The organism is Bradyrhizobium iriomotense (genome assembly GCF_018130765.1).
Lineage (GTDB): Bacteria > Pseudomonadota > Alphaproteobacteria > Rhizobiales > Xanthobacteraceae > Bradyrhizobium > Bradyrhizobium iriomotense_A.
In genome coordinates, this window is the sequence record NZ_JAFCJZ010000023.1 from 105528 (window position 1) to 123052 (window position 17525).

The window sequence follows — 17525 nt, forward strand, 5'->3', positions numbered from 1 at the left end:
GCGCTGATGGAAAGGTCCGGCGGGCGAGCCGGGCGAGTGTTGATCTGGCTCAACGGAGGGGCATGTCGCCGAGGTGTCGCCTATTGTCTATTCATGCAGCCGTGTTTGCCAGTCGGAAGGCACCGCCCCGGACGGTCCGGGCACCGGCTGGTCCAAGGGACGCGATTGGGGACCTTGAAGCTTCGGGCCGGCGAAAGCCTCTCCTGTGCGATAGTCGTAAAACCATCGTTCGCCCGGCTCGAAACTCGTGATGATCGGGTGCCCGGTCGCCGCGTTGTGTTTCGATGCGTGCTGATTGGGTGACGTATCACAGCAGCCGATGTGACCGCATTCGACGCATCGGCGAAGATGCAGCCACCACCCGCCTGCGGCCGAGCATTCCACGCAACCCGTTCCGCTTGGCTTGGCTGCGAGATTGATGCCATCCGTCTCAGACTTCATAGGTCGTCAACCCACTGCAAGTGCGTGCCGTCGCCGCAGATGCATTCACGCCGCGATCCGCCACGATAGCATCCTGCCAGTGTTTTGCCCGACGGGTCAACTTGATCGCGGCCGCGGATGTCGTGCCGACGCGAGGCGAAAATCCCTTATCGATCAAGGGGCGTTCTACTGTGCATGGGGTTGTTTTTCGACTTTTTCTTTGAGCCCCAAGAAAAAGCGAAGACGCCTCTCACTCCGCCTGCAGGATCTCCGCGATCGCCGCCCCCGCGGCGATCGTGCCGAGCTTGCCGCCGACATCGCGCGTCGCCCTGCCCTCGCGAAGCGCCTTCGCCACGGCCGACTCGATCGCACGCGCGGCTTCCTCATAGCGGACGGCACCGGTCTTCTCGCCGTGCCAGGCCAGCAGCAGCGCCGTCGACAGGATCAGCGACACCGGATTGGCGACGTCCTGGCCTGCGATGTCAGGCGCCGAGCCGTGCGCGGCCTGCGCCATGGCATAGCGGTCGCCGACATTGAGCGAGCCGCCGAGGCCGAGACTGCCTGACAGCTCCGCCGTGAGATCAGACAGGATGTCGCCGAACATGTTGGTCGAGACGATCACGTCGAAGCGGTCGGGGCTCCGCACCACATGCGCCATCATGGCGTCGACCAGGATGTCGTCGACCGCAAGGCCGGGATAGGCCTTCGCCGCCGCGCGGCAGATGTCGAGGAACATGCCATCGCCGATCTTGAGCACATTGGCCTTGTGCACGACGGTGAGATGCTTGCGCCGCTTCATCGCGAGACGGCAGGCGGCGTGCGCGATGCGCTCGCAGCACAGCCGCGTGATCCGGCGCAGCGAGATCACGACGTCGGGCGTGACCAGCATCTCGCCATTGCCCTGCTCCATGTTGCGGTCGGCGTAAAACCCTTCGGTGTTCTCGCGAACCACGACGAGGTCGAAATCACTGATGCGGCCGGGCCGCCCCGCATAGGTGCGCGCGGGCCGGACATTGGCGTAGAGGTCGAGGTTCTTGCGGAAGTGCCTGGACGGATTGATCTCGCCATGCGCCTCGTCCTTGAAGTCGAACGTCGCAGTCGGGCCGAGGATCAGGCCGTCGGCGGCGCGGACGATGTCGAGCAGCTCGGGACGCACCGTCGTGCCTGATAGCTTCAGGCTCGCATGCCCGACGGCGTGTTCCTCGAGCCGCAGATTGAGCTGGAAGCGTTCGGAGGCCGCGCGCAACACGCCCGATGTCGCGGTCGTGATCTCGGGTCCGATGCCGTCACCGGGCAGAACGACGATTTGCATGGCATTTCCCTGTCATTGCAGCAGCCGGCGCGATCATACGCCGGCGCGAGCTGTCAGCGCCTGACCTTCACGCATACACAGCATGCAAGCATATGCCTGTGGAAGCAGCCTTTGGCGTAGTACATGCGAAAAGTCCTCTCAGCCGCCGCCGGAGCAGTGCGCCAACGCAATGACAATCACGTTACCTGCCGCCGCGCGCGAGCCCGACCACATCACCGCCGACGGCCTTCCGGCAGCGCAGCGGCGCTGGGCGATTGCCGCGATATTCACCGCGCTGGCGATGGCCTCGCTCGACACCGCGATCGCCAACATCGCGCTGCCCGCCATTGCCGCCGATCTGCACGTCACGCCGGAACAGTCGGTCTGGGTGGTCAATGTCTACCAGATCGCGCTGGTGGCGACGCTGCTGCCGCTCGGGGCGCTCGGCGAGATCGTCGGACACCAGCGCATCTATCTCGGCGGCCTGATCCTGTTCACCATCGCCTCGCTGTTCTGTGCGGTGGCCTGGTCGCTGGACAGCCTGCTGGTCGCGCGCACGCTGCAAGGCCTCGGCGCCAGCGGCATCATGAGTGTCAACACCGCGCTGGTGCGCTTCGTCTATCCCGGGCGGATGCTGGGCCGCGGCTTCGGCCACAACGCGCTGGTGGTCGCGACCGCGTTCACTTTCGGCCCCTCGATCGCCTCCGCCATCCTCGCGCTCGGCCCGTGGCCATGGCTGTTCGCCGTGAACATCCCCTTCGGCCTGGTTGCGACCGGCATCGGCTTTGCGATGCTGCCGAAGACCCCGCGCGCCGATCACGGCTTTGACTTCCTCGGCGCGATCCTGGCGTCGGCCTGCCTCGGCCTGTTCATCACGGGCATCGGCAGCGCCGCGCACAATCTGTCGCCGGTCGTCGTGGGCGTCGAGCTGGTCGCGGCCATCGCGTTCGGCTTCATCCTGACGCGCCGCCATGCCGACCATCCCGCGCCGATGCTGCCGATCGATTTGTTCGCTCGGCCGATGTTCGCGCTGTCGGCCGCGACCGCGGTGTGCTCCTTCGCCGTGCAGGGCCTCGCCTTCGTCTCGCTGCCGTTTTATTTCGAGGACGTGCTCGGCCGCTCGCAGGTCGAGACCGGCTTCTTCATGACGCCGTGGCCGCTGGTGGTCGGCATCATGGCGCCGATCGCGGGCCGCCTGTCCGACCGCCACGCGGTCGGCCTGCTCGGCGGCATCGGTCTCGTGCTGCTCGGCCTCGGCATGGCGCTGCTCGCCATGCTGCCGTCCAACCCTGCCATCCCCGACATCATCTGGCGGATGGTGATCTGCGGCATGGGTTTTGGTTTCTTCCAGGCGCCGAACATGAAGGCGGTGATGTCGAGCGCGCCGCCCCATCGCAGCGGCAGCGCCTCCGGCATCGTCGCGACCGCACGCCTGACGGGCCAGACGACGGGCGCGGCGCTCGCCGCCCTCTGCTTTGCGCTTTCCGGCCACGACGGCGCAACCGTCGCGCTGGCCCTCGGCGCCGGCTTTGCCGCGCTCGGCAGCGTGATGAGCTTCTTGCGGCTGGCCGTGAAGTAAACGCTCAGGCCAGGTGCCGCGCCACCGTGACGTCGATCGTCGCTGCGGGGACGACCGGCTCGTCATCGATCGCGGCGAGGCGCGTGTCGATGGCTTCGATGACCTTGCGCGAGAACGGCCCGAGATGCGCATAGGCGGCAATCATCTGCACGGCAATGCGCGCCGATGAGGTGTCGCGCTTGGCGCAGTTCATGAAGGTCTGCCAGAGCGGCCCGCGCGCCTCGGGAAGGGCGGTGACCACACGGTGCACCGTTTCCATTGCGCCGATCTTCGATCGGATGTCACCCTCGGCGAGCTCATGGCGCTGCCTGGAACGGTCGAGCAGCGTCATCAGGCGGTCGACACGCCGCGCATACGCCGCCGGGCTGTAGATGTGCTCCAGCACGCGCTTGTAGTCCATCAGGATGTCGCGCAACGGGCGGACCGGATCGAAGTTGATGCCGTCCGTGCACTGATCGGCTCCGATGGTCGGCGCCAGATCGTGGCCCGGATGCAGCCGGCCTTCGCGCTCGAGTCGGCGCGTCAGCTGCGTGTTCGGCAACGCATAGAGCAGGCCGACCATGGCGACCGGAATCGCGGCCTCCTCGATGAAGTCGATCATCGCCTCGGCCATCGAGACCTTCTCGCTGTCGAAGCCGACGATGAAGCCGGCGGTGACGAGGATGCCGGCGGCGTAGATCTTGTGGATGCTCTCGGCGATGTTGCGCCGCGTGTTCTGCTTCTTGCGCATCGCGACCAGCGTCGCGGGGTCCGGGCTTTCGATGCCGACGAAGATGCCGAAGAAATTGGCGGCCCCCATCAGCTCCAGGAGCTCCGGATCGTCGGCGAGGTTGACCGAGGCTTCGGTCGACAGCTCGAAGGGATAGTTGTGGGCGCGCTGCCATTCGGCGAGCTGGGGCAGGAATTGCCGCAGCGACTTCTTGTTGCCGATGAAATTGTCGTCGACGAAATCGAGATGGCCGCGGTAGCCCATCTTGTAGAGCGTCTCGAGCTCGACGAACATCTGCTCGGTCGTCTTGGTCCTGGGCACACGGCCGTAGAGCTCGATGATGTCGCAGAACTCGCAGGTGAACGGGCAGCCGCGCGAATACTGCACACCGAGATAGAGATAGTCCTCGAATTTGAGCAGGTCGAAGCGCGGCACCGGCGTCTTGGTGACGTCGGCCTGGAATTTCGGCGCGGTGAAGACGCCGGAGCGCTTCCCGCTCTCCCACGCGGCAATGAACTCGTCGATGACGCTCTCGGCCTCGCCCAGCACCCGGAAGTCGGCCTTCTCGTAGATGTGCGGGCTGGAGGTGGGATCGGGGCCGCCGACGACCACCGGCTTGCCGGCGGCGCGGCAGAGCTCGATCAGGCGCAGCGTGTCGGCTTGCTGCGGCAACATGCCGCCGGTGAAGACGACGTCGGCCCAGGCGAGATCGGCGTCGCCGAACGATTGCGTGTTGCAGTCGATCAGCCGGACCGTCCAGTCCTTGGGTAACATCGCCGCCACGGTGATCAGGCCAAGGGGAGCAGCCGGGCGCTTCACGCCCATCAATTTGCAGGATTCACCGAAGCTCCAGAACGACTCAGCCGTAAACAACGGATAGAGCATCAGCACATTGCAAGGGCTCGCCACGTTCATGGAACTCCTTTTGACTCGGGCGCAGTGTAGCAAACCGCGATCGTCTTGCACCCCGGCAAAATGGACAAGCGGTCGCGGGGCCTCCTGCGCGGGAACCGCAGGACGTCGTCCCAGACCGGATGCTGGCGCCCGGAGAAAGGTCTTGTGGCCCGCCTTAGCCGGGCGAGGCAAACACCGCGGGCCCCCTAATCTTCCCGCGCCCGTCAGATTCTTCTGCGGCCACCCCGCGGACTGTTGATTTGAACAGTTCCAATTTGCCGGACACATTGCGCCCTGAGTCTAATCGGTGGATTGGACCAATCAGGGGACTGCGATGGCAAACCTAACAATCAACGGAAAAACCCTCACACTCGACGTCGAGCCGGACACCCCGCTGCTCTGGGCAATCCGCGAGAATGCCGGTCTGACCGGCACCAAATATGGCTGCGGCATCGCACAATGCGGCGCCTGCACGGTTCACATCGACGGCGTCGCCACCCGCTCCTGCGGCGTCTCGGTCGCCGAGGCCGAGGGCAAGAAGATCACCACCATCGAGGGGCTCGCCTCCGGCGCCACGCTGCACAAGGTGCAGGAAGCCTGGATCGCGAAGGACGTTCCGCAATGCGGCTATTGCCAGAGCGGCATGATCATGGCGGTCGCGGCGCTGCTGAACGAGAAGCCGAAGCCGACCGATGCCGACATCGACGAGGCCATCACCAATATCTGCCGCTGCGGCACCTTCCAGCAGGTGCGCGAGGCGATCCACACGATCGCAGCCGCGTAAGGAGCCGCCCCATGAACAAGCACGTCTCTCCCAAGATGAACCGTCGTGCCTTCGTCGTCGGCAGCGCTGCTGTCGGCGCAGGCCTCGCCATCGGCCTCGACCTGCCCTTCGGCGGCCCCACTGTTGTGCGCGCCGCCGATGGCTCGCCTGAGATCGGCGCCTGGGTCGTGGTCAGGCCCGACGACACCGTGGTGATCCGCATCGCCCGCTCCGAGATGGGCCAGGGCTCGCTGACGGGCCTTGCCCAGCTCGTCGCCGAGGAGCTCGAATGCGACTGGTCGAAGGTCACGACCGAATATCCGACCCCTGGCCAGAGCGTCGCCCGCAAGCGCGTCTGGGGCGATTTCTCCACCGGTGGCAGCCGCGGCATCCGCTCCTCGCAGGACTATGTCCGCAAGGGCGGCGCCACCGCGCGCGTGATGCTGATCGAGGCCGCCGCCAATGAATGGAAAGTGCCGGCGTCCGAATGCACCGTGGCCAGGGGCGTCATCACCCATAAGGCATCGGGCCGGACCACGACCTACGGCAAGGTCGCCGAGGCCGCCGCAAAGCTGACGCCGCCAGCCGACGTCAAGCTCAAGGACCCCAAGGACTGGACGATCATCGGCAAGGGCTTGCTGCGGCTCGACACCGCCGACAAGACCACCGGCACCATGACTTACGGCATCGACGTCAAGCTGCCGGGCATGCTGAACGCCGCGATCAAGGACTGCCCGGTGTTCGGCGGCAAGCTGAAGAGCTATGACGAGGCTAAGGTCACCAGCATGAAAGGCGTCAAGAAGGTCGTCAAGGTCGGCGATACCGCGGTTGCGGTCGTGGCCGACACCTGGTGGCACGCCAAGACCGCGCTGGAGGCGCTGCCGATCGTCTGGGACGAAGGCGACAACGCCAAGGTCTCCAGCGGGTCCATTGCGAAGTGGCTGACGGAAGGCCTCGACAACGACCAGCCGGCCTATGTCGGCAACAAGAACGGTGACGCCAAGGCGGCAATCGCCAGTGCCGCGAAGAAGGTCGAGGCCGTCTACTCCTATCCCTACCAGAACCACGCCACGATGGAGCCAATGAACGCCACCGCGCTCTACACGGCGGACAAGTGCGAGGTCTGGTGCGGCACGCAGAACGGCGAAGCCGCTTTCGCGGCAGTGCTGGAGGCGTCCGGCCTGCCGGCAGAGAAGTGCGACGTGCACAAGGTGATGCCGGGCGGCGGCTTCGGCCGGCGCGGCCAGACCGACTATGTCCGCCAGGCGGTGATGGTCGCCAAGCAGATGCCGGGCACGCCGGTCAAGCTGCTGTGGTCGCGCGAAGAGGACATGGCGCACGGCAGGTATCACCCGATCACCCAGTGCAAGATGACCGGCGCGTTCGATGCCAACAACAATCTGGTCGCGCTGCACTACCGCCTGTCCGGGCAGTCGATCCTGTTCTCGCTCCGCCCCGAAGCGCTGCAGAACGGCATGGATCCGGCTGCATTCCAGGGCGTCGCCCAATCCGGCGAAGCCGCGTTCGGCTACTCGGTGCCGAACCTGCTGGTCGAGCATGCGATGCGCAACCCGCACGTTCCGCCGGGCTTCTGGCGCGGCGTCAACGTCAATCACAACGCGATCTACATGGAATGCTTCATGGACGAACTGGCCCAGGCCGCAGGCCAGGACCCGCTCGAATTCCGCCGCAAGCTGATGGTCAATCACCCCAAGCATCTGGCGGTGCTCAATGCGGTCGCGGAGAAGATCGGCTGGGACACGCCGGCGCCGAAAGGCGTCTATCGCGGCATCGCGCAGGTCATGGGCTATGGCAGCTACGTCGCCGGCGCCGCCGAGATCTCGGTGACCGACGGCAGCAAGATCAAGGTGCATCGCATCGTCGCCTCCACCGATCCCGGCTACGTCGTCAATCCGGCGCAGGTGGAGCGGCAGATCGCGGGCTCTTTCGTCTATGGCCTCTCCGCACTGTTCTACGGCGGCTGCACGGTCAAGGACGGCAAGATCGAGCAGACCAACTTCGACACCTACAACTCGATGCGCATCAACGAGATGCCGAAGGTGGAATCGGTGATGGTGCCGAGCGGCGGGTTCTGGGGCGGCGTCGGTGAGCCGACCATCGGTGTCGCAGCGCCGGCCGTGCTCAACGCGTATTTCGCGGCGACGGGCAAGCGCATCCGCTCGGTGCCGCTGCGCGACCAGAACATCACCTTCGCTTGAAGCAACATGCTGCGGCGGCGAGAGATTGCCGCCGCAGCCTTTTCCAGATGCCCCTGATGACCACGCGCCCGGTGACACGGCGCAATGCCGTGTTCGGCATCACCATGGCGGCCGCAGCGTTGGCGCGGCCATCGATTTCGCGCGCGCAATCCACGGGACGTGTCGTCGTGGTCGGCGGCGGTTTCGGCGGCGCGGCTTGCGCCCGTGCGCTGAAGCGCGCGCAGGGAGACTTGCAGGTCATCCTGATCGAACCCAACGCGGTCTTCACCTCCTGCCCCTTCAGCAACGAGGTGATTGCGGGCCTGCGCGACATCGACGCGCAGCAGTTCGGTTACGACAAGCTTGCCGCCGAGGGTGTCACCGTGATCGGGCAGGCCGTGACCGCAATCGAGCCACAGCGGCGCAGCGTCATGACGACGGACGGCGTCGCACTGCCCTACGACCGTCTCGTGCTCTCGCCCGGCATCGACTTCCATGTCGAGGCCCTGCCCGGCTATGACGACGCCGCATCGGAAAAGATGCCGCACGCCTGGAAGGCCGGCGCGCAGACGCTGTTGCTGCGCAGGCAGTTGGAAGCGATGGAAGACGGCGGCACGGTCGCCATTGCCGTCCCCGCCAATCCGTCGCGCTGCCCGCCGGCGCCTTACGAGCGCGCCAGCCTGATCGCGCATTATCTGAAGACGAGAAAACCACGCTCGAAAGTGCTGGTCCTCGACGCCAAGGACAGCTTCTCCCAGCAGCGGCTGTTCGAGAAGGCGTGGAAGGAACTCTACGGCGACATGATCGAGCGCATTGGTCTGTCGCAAGGCGGCCGCGTGACCTCGGTCGATCCTTCAACCAGGACCATCATCACCGAGTTTGGCAATTACACGCCTGACGTCGCCAACGTCATCCCGCCGCAACGCGCCGGGCGCATCGCCGAGGTCGCGGGCGCGGCGGACCACACCGGCTGGTGTCCGATCGATCCTGTCACCTTCGAGTCAAAACTCGTTCCGAACATCCATGTCATCGGCGACGCCTGTCTCGGCGGCGGCATTCCCAAATCAGCGTCGGCCGCGAGCGCACAGGGCAAGGCGTGCGCGAGCGCGATCATCAGCCTGCTCGCGGGCCGCGCGCCCGAGGCGCCGCGGCTGACTGGCGTCTGCTACAACACCGTCGCCCCCGATTACGGCTTCTCGCTCGCCGGCAACTACCAGCCGAGGGGCGATATCTTTGCCGAGGTCGAAGGCGGCACCACCAGCCCGGTCGATGCGCCGCGCGAATTGCGCGCCCGCGAAGCCGCCGAGGCGGAACGCTGGTTTCAAACCATCACGGCGGACACCTTTGGCTAGAGCATCGGTCCATATCGCCGCGCTGATCGCCAGCCTCGCCTGCAGCGCAAGCGCGGACGAGCTCGTGCCCTACAAGATCGTCGGCGACGGCATTCCACAATCGCTCACCGGCGCGCCCGGCGATGCCGCGCGCGGGCGCACGCTGGTGCTGGCGCGCACGACCACCTGCATCCTCTGCCATTCCGGCCCGTTTCCGGAAACGCGGTTCCAGGGCGACCTCGCGCCTGATCTCACCGGCGCCGGGAACCGGTGGACGGCGAGCCAGTTGCGGCTTCGTCTGGTCGACGCGGCGCGCTTCAACCCGGACACCATCATGCCGTCCTATTATCGCAACGATGGCGTCGCCCGCGTCGGGCGCAATTTTGCTGGCAAGCCGATCTTGTCGGCCGCGGAGATCGAGGACATCGTGGCTTTTCTTGCAACGCTTCGGGACTAGGCTCATGCCAACCACGCGACGACAATTTTTGAGCCTTGCCGGAGGCGTCACGGCTGCCGGGACGGTCCCCATCGTCACGCTGCGGCCGCTCGAGGCGACGCCTGCGATGCTCAACACGGCGATCCGCAACGTCGTCGGTGAAGCACAGATCCGCACCGGCAGGGTGAAGCTCGACATTCCGCCGCTGGTCGAAAACGGCAACACGGTGCCAATGACCGTAAGCGTCGCAAGCCCGATGACGGCGGATGACTACGTCAAGAGCATCCACGTCTTCAACGAGAAGAACCCGCAGCCCAACATCGGCAATTTCTATCTCAATCCCTTCTCCGGCCGCGCCCAGGTCTCGACCCGGATCCGGCTCGCCGACACCCAGAAGGTGGTCGCGATAGCGCGCCTCTCCGACGACACCTTCTGGCAGGTCATGGCCGACGTGGTCGTGACACTGGCCGCCTGCACCGAGGAGATGAACTGATGGCCGCGCTCATCAACGTCCCGGCCAAGGCCAAACGCGGCGACATCATCGAGATCCGTACCCTGACCTCGCATATCATGGAGACCGGCTTCCGCCACACCGCGGACGGCAAGCTGGTGCCGCGCGACATCATCACGAGCTTCACCTGCCGCTACAACGGCACCGAGATCTTTCGTGCCGACCTGTTTCCGGCGATCGCGGCGAACCCCTACCTGTCCTTCTTCACCGTCGCGAAGGAGAGCGGCAAGTTCGAGTTCGAATGGATCGGCGATAACGGCTATTCCTCCACCGCCTCCGCATCGATCACGGTCGAATGATTGTTTGGCGCGCGATAGCCGCGGCGATCCTGCTGGTCACGGGTCCTGCCCTGCTCGCCGGAGAGATCCCGCCCGATGCGCGCCGCTCCGGCTATTCGTTCATGGGGCCCGACACGCGCGCGATGCAGGACGACGACACGTCCAATCCGGGCATGCTGTTCGTGCTCGACGGCGAGGCGCTGTGGGGCAAGAAGATGGGCGACGCCGGCAAGGCCTGCGCAGATTGCCACGGCGATGCGCGCAGCAGCATGAGGAGCGTCGCCGCGCGCTATCCCGCCTTCGACAAGACGCTGGCGCGCCCCGTTACGCTCGATCAGCGCATCAATCTCTGCCGGGCCAATCATCAGCAGGCAACGCCGCTGCCTTACGAAAGCCGCGACCTGCTGGCGCTGTCGGCCTACGTCGCGCACCAGTCGCGCGGCATTCCGATCACCGCGGGCGACGATCCGCAGCTCAAGCCGTTCGTCGACCAGGGCCGCGACCTCTTCATGCAGCGCGAGGGCCAGCTCAACCTCGCCTGCACCAATTGCCATGACGACAATTTCGACAAGCGCCTCGCGGGCGCCCCGGTCACGCAAGCGCAGCCGACCGGCTATCCGCTCTACCGCCTGGAGTGGCAAACGCTGGGGTCGATCGAGCGCCGGTTGCGCAGCTGCATGAGCGGCGTTCGCGCCCAGGCCTATGATTACGGGTCGCCCGAGCTGGTCGCGCTCGAGCTGTATCTGATGTCGCGGGCGCGCGGCCTGCCGATGGAGACGCCGGCCGTACGTCCCTGATCGAGATTAGGACTAGGCAGGCGTGGTACGGCCGCTAGTATCCATCCCAAAGAAGATGAATCAGAGGGAGGGACTGAATTGGCCAACCACAACATCTCGCGCCGCACGCTGCTTAAGGGCACCGCCGCGGCCGGTGCGCTCAGCCTGACCGGCCTGCCCGCCCGCGCCGAGGTCAACTGGAAGAAATACGCCGGGACCAAGCTGGAGGTGATCCTCGCCAAGGGTCCACGCGGCGACAACCTGCAGAAGAACATCAAGGAGTTCACCGAGCTCACCGGCATCCAGGTGGAATCCGAGCAGATTCCCGAGCAGCAGCAGCGCCAGAAGGTCGTGATCGAGCTCACCTCGGGACGGCCGAGCTTCGACGTCGTGCATCTCAGCTATCACGTGCAGAAGCGGCAGTTCGAGAAAGCCGGCTGGCTCGCCGACATCACGCCTTTCATGAAGGACCCGACGCTGACCGCGCCCGATCTCGTCGAGAGCGATTTCTCGGCCGCCGGCCTGCAATACGCCAAGAACGACAAGGGCCAGATGCTGTCTCTGCCCTGGTCGGTCGACTATTTCATCCTCTACTACAACAAGGAGCTGTTCCAGAAGAAGGGCGTCGCGGTGCCCAAGACCTTCGACGAGATGATCGCGGCTGCCGAGAAGCTCACCGACCCCAAGGAAGGCACCTTCGGCTTTGTCGGACGGGGCCTGCGCAATGCCAACATGACGTTGTGGACGAACTTCTTCCTCAATTGCGGCGGCGAATTCCTCGACGCCAAAGGCAACATCCTGACCGACGGTCCGGAAGCAATCGAGGCAACAAAAATCTACCAGACGCTGCTGACGAAGGTCGCTCCGCCCGGCGTCGTCGGCTTCAACTGGATGGAGTCGATGGCTTCGTTCACGCAAGGACGCTCCGCAATGTGGATCGACGGCGTCGGCTGGGCGCCTCCGCTGGAAGATCCTGCCGCCTCGCGCGTCGTCGGCAAGGTCGGCTACACCGTCGTCCCCGCCGGACCGAAGGGACAATATTCGGCCACCTATGGTGACGGCATCGGCATTGCGGCAGCGAGCAAGAACAAGGAAGCCGCCTATCTGCTCTGCCAGTGGGTGGTCTCCAAGAAGCAAGGCGCGCGGCTGTTGCAGGCCGGCGGCGGCGTGCCGTTCCGCAACTCGATCCTGAATGACCCCGAGGTCCAGAGCGGCGTAAAGATGCCCAAGGAATGGCTGCAGTCGGTGATTGATTCCGCCAAGATCAGCAAGCTGGGCCTGCCCGTGATCATCCCGGTCGCCGAATTCCGCGATCTTGTCGGGGCCGCAATTACCTCGACCATCACAGGTACCGACCCCGCCACAGAGCTGAAGAAGGCCCACGAGCAGTTCCGGCCGATCCTGGAGCGCAGCGAAAAAGCGTGAGTGCGTTGACACAATCGACTCCGGCCGCGGCACAGTCTGATGCCGCGCCGGAGAAGGAGTTGCGGCCGCCGTCCTACTGGCCCTTCGTGGTGCCGGCGCTGGTCGTCGTGCTCGCCATCATCATCTTCCCATGGGTCTTCACGATATGGATGAGCCTGAACGAATGGAAGGTCGGCTCGCCGACCACCTTCGTCGGGTTCTCCAACTATCTGCGGCTCACGAGCGATCCGCGCTTTCTCGAGGCGGTCGGCCACACGCTGGTCTACACCGTGCTGTCGGTGGCGCTGCCGCTGATCCTCGGCACGCTCTCAGCCGTGGTGTTTCACCAGAACTTTTCCGGCCGCGGATTTCTGCGCGGTGTCTTCATCATGCCGATGATGGCGACGCCGGTGGCGATCGCCCTGGTCTGGACCATGATGTTCCACCCGCAGCTCGGCGTGCTGAACTACCTGTTGTCGCTGGTCGGGATTCCCGCACAGCTCTGGGTCTTCCACCCCGCGACCGTGATTCCCTCGCTGGTGCTGGTCGAGACCTGGCAATGGACGCCGCTGGTGATGCTGATCGTGCTCGGCGGCCTCGCCGCGATCCCGACCGAGCCTTACGAGAGCGCGCAGATCGACGGCGCCAGCTTCTGGCAGGTGTTCCGCTTCATCACGCTGCCGCTGATCATGCCGTTCCTGTTCATCGCCGGCATGATCCGCATGATCGACGCGGTGAAGAGTTTTGACATCATCTTCGCGATCACGCAGGGCGGACCGGGCTCGGCCTCGGAGACGATCAACATCTACCTCTACAGTGTCGCCTTCACCTATTACGACCTCGGCTACGGCTCGGCGATCGCGGTGGTATTCTTCCTGCTGATCGTCCTGCTTGCGGCGGTGATGCTCTACGCCCGCCAGCGCATGCTGTGGACCGAAATCGCGAGCGGCGCATGACACCCCGTCAGATCATCGGCAAAATCGGCCTGTGGCTCTCCGTCTTCGTGATCGTCTCACCGGCAATCCTGTTCTTCCTCTGGATGATCTCGCTCTCGCTCAAGTTCGAGGTCGACAATGCCGCCTACCCGCCGGTGTTCTTTCCGGATCGCATCGCCTGGAAGAATTATGCCGACGTTCTCGCCTCCAACCGCTTCCTGACCTATTTCACGAACAGCCTGATCGTCACTGGCAGCGCGACGTTGCTAGCGCTCATCGTCGGCGTACCCGCCGGCTACGGCATCGCGCGCATGGCCGCGCATAAATCTGCGATCGTGATCCTGATCGCCCGCATCACGCCGGGACTGTCCTACCTGATCCCGCTGTTCCTGTTGTTCCAGTGGCTCGGTCTGCTCGGCACGCTGGTGCCGCAGATCATCATCCATCTGGTGGTGACCGTGCCGATCGTGATCTGGATCATGATCGGCTATTTCGAGACGACGCCGATGGAGCTGGAAGAAGCCGCACTCATCGATGGTGCCGGCCGCTGGCAGGTGTTCCGCCACGTCGCGCTGCCGATCGCCAAGCCCGGCATCGCGGTCGCCTTCATCCTCGCGGTGATCTTCTCCTGGAACAATTTTGTGTTCGGCATCGTGCTGGCAGGGCGCGAGACGCGCACCCTGCCAGTTGCGGTCTACAACATGATCTCGTTCGACCAGCTGAGCTGGGGCCCGCTGGCCGCCGCCGCGCTGATCGTCACCTTCCCGGTGCTGCTGCTGACGGTGCTGGCGCAGCGGCAGATCGTGGCCGGGCTGACGGCGGGGGCGGTGAAGGGCGGGTGATCGCCCGCCCTCAGCCTCTCATCCTGAAGCCTACGACGCGCGGTTGAGAAAGATCGGCAGACCCCGCTTGTTGGCGTAGATGGGACGGTAGCGCTCAGTGTTGTACGTGCTGGCGACATCCAATTTGCGCGGCCCGAGGCTGACGTCAGGGATGGGCACGAGGTCGTAGCGGCCTTCCACCAGCGCCGACATGAGGCCGGTCTTGCCTTCCAGGACGGCATCGAACGCCATGTTACCGAAAGTCAGGGCAACAAGCTTATCGATGAAGTCCGGATCGCCCGACCGCAGGTCGTAGGTGAGGTCAGAGGTCATCGTCTGCTCGCCGGCTCGCTGCTTGATCTCATCGGCAAGCGCATCAGCCACGTTGGCCTTCTTACGATGACCGTAGGGGTCAGGCTCGCCATATTCCTGCGGCTTGTAGCCCTCCCACTCGGCGCCCTCGCTGAGCACGATGAGCGCGTAATTGCTTGGGTTGGCACGTTTCTCCTCGATCAGCAACGCGATCAGTTTGTCGAGATTGATCTTGTACTCCGGAATGACGCAACGTATCGAGGTCGCGTACGCGGTGTAGAGCGCGGTAAATCCGGCATCGCGGCCAAAGACGCGAAAAATGCCAATTCGCTCGTGCGACCCGACGGTGGTGCGCTGCCGCTGGATGGCATCGCTGGCGCGGGTGATCGCGGTCGAGAAGCCGACGCAGTACTCGGTGTTGCGGACGTCGTTGTCCATCGTCTTCGGAATGGCGATGATCTTGACGCCGAGCTCGTTGAGCTTGGCCGCATAGCTGAGCGTGTCATCACCGCCGATGGCGATCAGGTGTTCGATGCCGAGCCCCGAGAGGTTCGCCAGCACCTGGCCGGTGAGGTCCCACGTCTTGGTCCCAACGCCCCCCTTGGCACTCGTGGAAGCCGGAAGGTCGCTGCCGACGAGATGATCGGGCAGCTTTTGTATTTTGGACGGATTGGTGCGGCTCGTGTGCAGCACTGTGCCGCCGCGTCGATCGATGGTGCGAGTGTTTTCACGATTCAGCGGCATGAGATAGCGGGACCTGCTGGCGGTATCCTCGAGGTTCAGGTGCGTGAGAGCCTCCCAACCTCGGCGGAGACCGACAACCTCGATGTCGTTCTCGCTCCCGCGATAAGTCACGCTCTTGATGACCGCGTTGAGGCCGGAGACGTCGCCGCCGCCCGTGAGAATGCCGATACGTTTTCTCGCCAAACCGACCTCCCAGCGTTAGCGTGTCGCACTCGTTGCACAGCGTGGCGTTCCTTACTCCGCCGCTTCCGGCTTTTGTTCCTCGCGCAGCCGAAAACGCTTCTGCAGTGCAGACACGGTGTCGCGGAAGCCGCCATACTCCAGCTCGGAATAGGGCAGCATCGCAGCGCCAGACCAGCCCTGGCTGCGCATCTCGATTGCCTTGCTCTGGGCTCGCCGGCGGACTTCGTCCCACGCCGGGTTGTCGAAGAAATCGGTGAAGGCGTCGGAAAAGCGGCCGTCCTTGTCGATCGAAAAGCCGGCGCAGGAGACGATCGGCAGGCAGTACATGCCCGTCACCGGTGTGTTAAGTGGCACCGGCATGAGCGGCATCACGTGCGATCCCCGCGCATCGCCGCCTACGAAGTGCGCCTTGGCGAACGGCGAGACGATTTCTTCGGGCGCCGGGAAAATCCCCTGGTTCCTGACGATCGCGACCGGATCGTCCTTACCGGTGTACTTGCCTGCGATCGAGTGAAGACGCTGCGCCGAAACCGCGACGACAACCTCGTCATATGTTCGAGAAACGATGCGATCGATCCCAAAGCGCTCATTGTCGCGGAGAAGCGCTGCAATGTGGTAACCGTCCACCGGTGCGTCGAGTTCGATGACACTGTCGCCAGCCGTGCAGTCCATGTCGATGACATGGAAACGGAACCCCTTGATCATCGGGGGCAGCATCAGCCCGGCGCAATACATGGGATCGGCGAAGGCGAGGTAGAGCGGCAGGTTGTACGCGCCGGGGCCACATTTGTCGGCGGCGAACACCATGAAGGACTCCGCGGGCCTCGAACCCGAGAGGCTATGGTCGAAGCTGAGTTCCGCGACAGCCGGTCCGGCGCCACGAACGTTTCCGGAAGGCGCGTCGGCGAGAAGATCCTGGCCGGCACCGTAGAGCCCGGAGGTTTTCGCGACCGACGTAGCCGCAAGAAACGTCTTCCATGCAAATTGATGGACCTCGGGGCTCCCTTCGCCCTTTGTATGCGTCATGATGATCGCTATGTCGTCGCCGGTGTGGCAGACGAAACTGTCGATCAGGAGACCCTTGTCGACCGCCTTCGCGGCTTCGCCCATGACAGTCGCCATCATCGGCGCAGACGGTTTCGTATGCCCGCCGACAGAGCCAACGTCAGCCTTAATGACCGAAAGAGTGAGTTTCATGAACATCCCTCCCAGCAGCACAGCTTCGCGCTTCGCCTCAGCGCTTGCTGCGCCGGGGCGACGGCGCTGCTCATTCGCGGAAAAGAACGTCTGATGCTGCGTTAGGTTCCACAGATGCTGCTTTGCTGGAAAAGCTCGGTCTCGTCGACGCGGCCCGTTGAGCGGAAAGATACGGGCGAGAGGCTGGTTTAGCGTCTTGCGGCCTCCGGCTGCGACGCGACCGACTGGACCGCGGCCGCGGGCGTCGCAACCGAGAGTCCATAGAGGCGCCAGTTACCGCCGACATTCTGAAACAGGAGATCGAAATCGATCTGCAACGGCCTGGTCGGGATGTTGCCGCTGAGCCGCAGCATGCCGCTGGCATCGACGGTTGGCGCCGCTGACAATCGCGGCGCGAGAAGCGCCGCACCAAACAGGTCGAACTTGCGCGCCCGCAGATCGGAGAACACGAGCGCGAGGTCGGCTGCACTGTTCCTGGCCTGGAATTCGGGTGCGGCGAGATCACGTAGCACCGAATAATTTCCGGAGCGATTGGCATCATTCAACGTCAGAAGCGCAGAGCGGATCAGATAGAGCGCTTGCTCGACGGCGACCTGCGGCCCGCCCGGCTTTGTCGCGGCTGCGGCCGGCTGAACCGCCCAGCGATCCGCGAAGCCGGACGGCGATGGTTGCGTCTCCGCTCGCACGGACGCGCAAGCCGCGACGAAGAGAAAGCACGCGGCCAATCGTGAGGATACGATCAT

At 64.6% G+C, this 17525-nt stretch carries 17 protein-coding genes; 11 read left to right on the forward strand and 6 right to left on the reverse strand.

All coding sequences use genetic code 11. From position 1 onward, the window contains the following. Positions 1 to 87: 87 nt before the first annotated feature. Positions 88 to 441, reverse strand: coding sequence for a UBP-type zinc finger domain-containing protein (locus JQ635_RS31295; RefSeq protein ID WP_211413638.1), 354 nt, complete (start codon positions 439 to 441; stop codon positions 88 to 90). A 229-nt stretch (positions 442 to 670) separates the two neighbouring features. Then, positions 671 to 1732 (reverse strand): isocitrate/isopropylmalate dehydrogenase family protein, encoded by a 1062-nt coding sequence (locus tag JQ635_RS31300; RefSeq protein WP_211413639.1) that lies wholly within the window; start codon positions 1730 to 1732, stop codon positions 671 to 673. Positions 1733 to 1901: 169 nt separating this feature from the next. Between JQ635_RS31300 and JQ635_RS31305 the strand changes: the two genes are divergently transcribed. Then, positions 1902 to 3290 carry an MFS transporter gene (locus JQ635_RS31305; protein ID WP_211413640.1) on the forward strand — a complete coding sequence of 463 codons (1389 nt, stop codon included), beginning with the start codon at positions 1902 to 1904 and terminating at the stop codon, positions 3288 to 3290. Positions 3291 to 3294: 4 nt separating this feature from the next. Here JQ635_RS31305 and JQ635_RS31310 read toward each other — a convergent pair whose 3' ends face one another. Continuing rightward, the gene (locus JQ635_RS31310) at positions 3295 to 4914 is read right to left on the reverse strand and encodes a B12-binding domain-containing radical SAM protein (protein ID WP_211413641.1); all 1620 of its coding nucleotides are present in this window, start codon (positions 4912 to 4914) and stop codon (positions 3295 to 3297) included. Positions 4915 to 5227: 313 nt separating this feature from the next. Between JQ635_RS31310 and JQ635_RS31315 the strand changes: the two genes are divergently transcribed. The 10 genes from JQ635_RS31315 to JQ635_RS31360 all read left to right on the forward strand — a co-directional run bounded on the left by JQ635_RS31315 (position 5228) and on the right by JQ635_RS31360 (position 14367). Further along, positions 5228 to 5677 (forward strand): (2Fe-2S)-binding protein, encoded by a 450-nt coding sequence (locus JQ635_RS31315; protein WP_211413642.1) that lies wholly within the window; start codon positions 5228 to 5230, stop codon positions 5675 to 5677. Between the two features lie 11 nt (positions 5678 to 5688). After that, positions 5689 to 7875, forward strand: a complete 2187-nt coding sequence (locus tag JQ635_RS31320; RefSeq protein WP_211413643.1) for a xanthine dehydrogenase family protein molybdopterin-binding subunit — start codon at positions 5689 to 5691, stop codon at positions 7873 to 7875. A 47-nt stretch (positions 7876 to 7922) separates the two neighbouring features. Further along, complete coding sequence (locus tag JQ635_RS31325) at positions 7923 to 9206, forward strand: NAD(P)/FAD-dependent oxidoreductase (RefSeq protein WP_211413644.1); 1284 nt, start codon at positions 7923 to 7925, stop codon at positions 9204 to 9206. Next, on the forward strand, positions 9199 to 9642 hold the full coding sequence (gene soxX / locus JQ635_RS31330) for a sulfur oxidation c-type cytochrome SoxX (protein WP_211413645.1): 444 nt from the start codon (positions 9199 to 9201) through the stop codon (positions 9640 to 9642). Before JQ635_RS31325 ends, soxX begins: the two co-directional genes overlap by 8 nt. A 4-nt stretch (positions 9643 to 9646) precedes the next feature. Further along, positions 9647 to 10114: a SoxY-related AACIE arm protein gene (locus JQ635_RS31335; RefSeq protein ID WP_211413646.1), complete on the forward strand. Its 468-nt coding sequence runs from the start codon at positions 9647 to 9649 to the stop codon at positions 10112 to 10114. Further along, positions 10114 to 10431 carry a thiosulfate oxidation carrier complex protein SoxZ gene (gene soxZ / locus JQ635_RS31340; RefSeq protein WP_211413647.1) on the forward strand — a complete coding sequence of 106 codons (318 nt, stop codon included), beginning with the start codon at positions 10114 to 10116 and terminating at the stop codon, positions 10429 to 10431. The genes JQ635_RS31335 and soxZ overlap by 1 nt, the downstream gene beginning before the upstream one ends. Next, positions 10428 to 11207 carry a sulfur oxidation c-type cytochrome SoxA gene (gene soxA, locus JQ635_RS31345; RefSeq protein ID WP_211413648.1) on the forward strand — a complete coding sequence of 260 codons (780 nt, stop codon included), beginning with the start codon at positions 10428 to 10430 and terminating at the stop codon, positions 11205 to 11207. The genes soxZ and soxA overlap by 4 nt, the downstream gene beginning before the upstream one ends. Before the next feature lie 78 nt (positions 11208 to 11285). Next, positions 11286 to 12611 carry an ABC transporter substrate-binding protein gene (locus tag JQ635_RS31350; protein ID WP_211413649.1) on the forward strand — a complete coding sequence of 442 codons (1326 nt, stop codon included), beginning with the start codon at positions 11286 to 11288 and terminating at the stop codon, positions 12609 to 12611. Next, on the forward strand, positions 12608 to 13546 hold the full coding sequence (locus JQ635_RS31355; RefSeq protein WP_211413650.1) for a carbohydrate ABC transporter permease: 939 nt from the start codon (positions 12608 to 12610) through the stop codon (positions 13544 to 13546). Before JQ635_RS31350 ends, JQ635_RS31355 begins: the two co-directional genes overlap by 4 nt. Beyond that, entirely contained in the window at positions 13543 to 14367 is an 825-nt protein-coding gene (locus tag JQ635_RS31360; RefSeq protein ID WP_211413651.1) for a carbohydrate ABC transporter permease, read from the forward strand. The genes JQ635_RS31355 and JQ635_RS31360 overlap by 4 nt, the downstream gene beginning before the upstream one ends. Positions 14368 to 14397: 30 nt before the next feature. Here the strand turns inward: JQ635_RS31360 and JQ635_RS31365 are convergent, their stop codons facing one another. From JQ635_RS31365 to JQ635_RS31375, 3 genes are all read right to left on the reverse strand, one after another. Then, positions 14398 to 15585 carry a 6-phosphofructokinase gene (locus JQ635_RS31365; protein WP_211413652.1) on the reverse strand — a complete coding sequence of 396 codons (1188 nt, stop codon included), beginning with the start codon at positions 15583 to 15585 and terminating at the stop codon, positions 14398 to 14400. Between the two features lie 51 nt (positions 15586 to 15636). Further along, on the reverse strand, positions 15637 to 16782 hold the full coding sequence (locus JQ635_RS31370) for a fructose-1,6-bisphosphatase (RefSeq protein WP_211413653.1): 1146 nt from the start codon (positions 16780 to 16782) through the stop codon (positions 15637 to 15639). Between the two features lie 188 nt (positions 16783 to 16970). Beyond that, positions 16971 to 17525 carry a hypothetical protein gene (locus tag JQ635_RS31375; RefSeq protein WP_246583884.1) on the reverse strand — a complete coding sequence of 185 codons (555 nt, stop codon included), beginning with the start codon at positions 17523 to 17525 and terminating at the stop codon, positions 16971 to 16973.

What these genes read in the sequence shown, in the direction of transcription:
- JQ635_RS31295 (WP_211413638.1), bottom strand. Translation starts at nt 441, where the DNA reads ATGAAGTCTGAGACGGATGGCATCAATCTCGCAGCCAAGCCAAGCGGA.
- JQ635_RS31370 (WP_211413653.1), bottom strand. Translation starts at nt 16,782, where the DNA reads ATGAAACTCACTCTTTCGGTCATTAAGGCTGACGTTGGCTCTGTCGGC.
- JQ635_RS31310 (WP_211413641.1), bottom strand. Translation starts at nt 4,914, where the DNA reads ATGAACGTGGCGAGCCCTTGCAATGTGCTGATGCTCTATCCGTTGTTT.
- JQ635_RS31325 (WP_211413644.1), top strand. Translation starts at nt 7,923, where the DNA reads ATGCCCCTGATGACCACGCGCCCGGTGACACGGCGCAATGCCGTGTTC.
- JQ635_RS31320 (WP_211413643.1), top strand. Translation starts at nt 5,689, where the DNA reads ATGAACAAGCACGTCTCTCCCAAGATGAACCGTCGTGCCTTCGTCGTC.
- JQ635_RS31375 (WP_246583884.1), bottom strand. Translation starts at nt 17,525, where the DNA reads ATGATCGTATCCTCACGATTGGCCGCGTGCTTTCTCTTCGTCGCGGCT.
- soxZ (WP_211413647.1), top strand. Translation starts at nt 10,114, where the DNA reads ATGGCCGCGCTCATCAACGTCCCGGCCAAGGCCAAACGCGGCGACATC.
- soxA (WP_211413648.1), top strand. Translation starts at nt 10,428, where the DNA reads ATGATTGTTTGGCGCGCGATAGCCGCGGCGATCCTGCTGGTCACGGGT.
- JQ635_RS31315 (WP_211413642.1), top strand. Translation starts at nt 5,228, where the DNA reads ATGGCAAACCTAACAATCAACGGAAAAACCCTCACACTCGACGTCGAG.
- JQ635_RS31360 (WP_211413651.1), top strand. Translation starts at nt 13,543, where the DNA reads ATGACACCCCGTCAGATCATCGGCAAAATCGGCCTGTGGCTCTCCGTC.
- JQ635_RS31305 (WP_211413640.1), top strand. Translation starts at nt 1,902, where the DNA reads ATGACAATCACGTTACCTGCCGCCGCGCGCGAGCCCGACCACATCACC.
- JQ635_RS31300 (WP_211413639.1), bottom strand. Translation starts at nt 1,732, where the DNA reads ATGCAAATCGTCGTTCTGCCCGGTGACGGCATCGGACCCGAGATCACG.
- JQ635_RS31335 (WP_211413646.1), top strand. Translation starts at nt 9,647, where the DNA reads ATGCCAACCACGCGACGACAATTTTTGAGCCTTGCCGGAGGCGTCACG.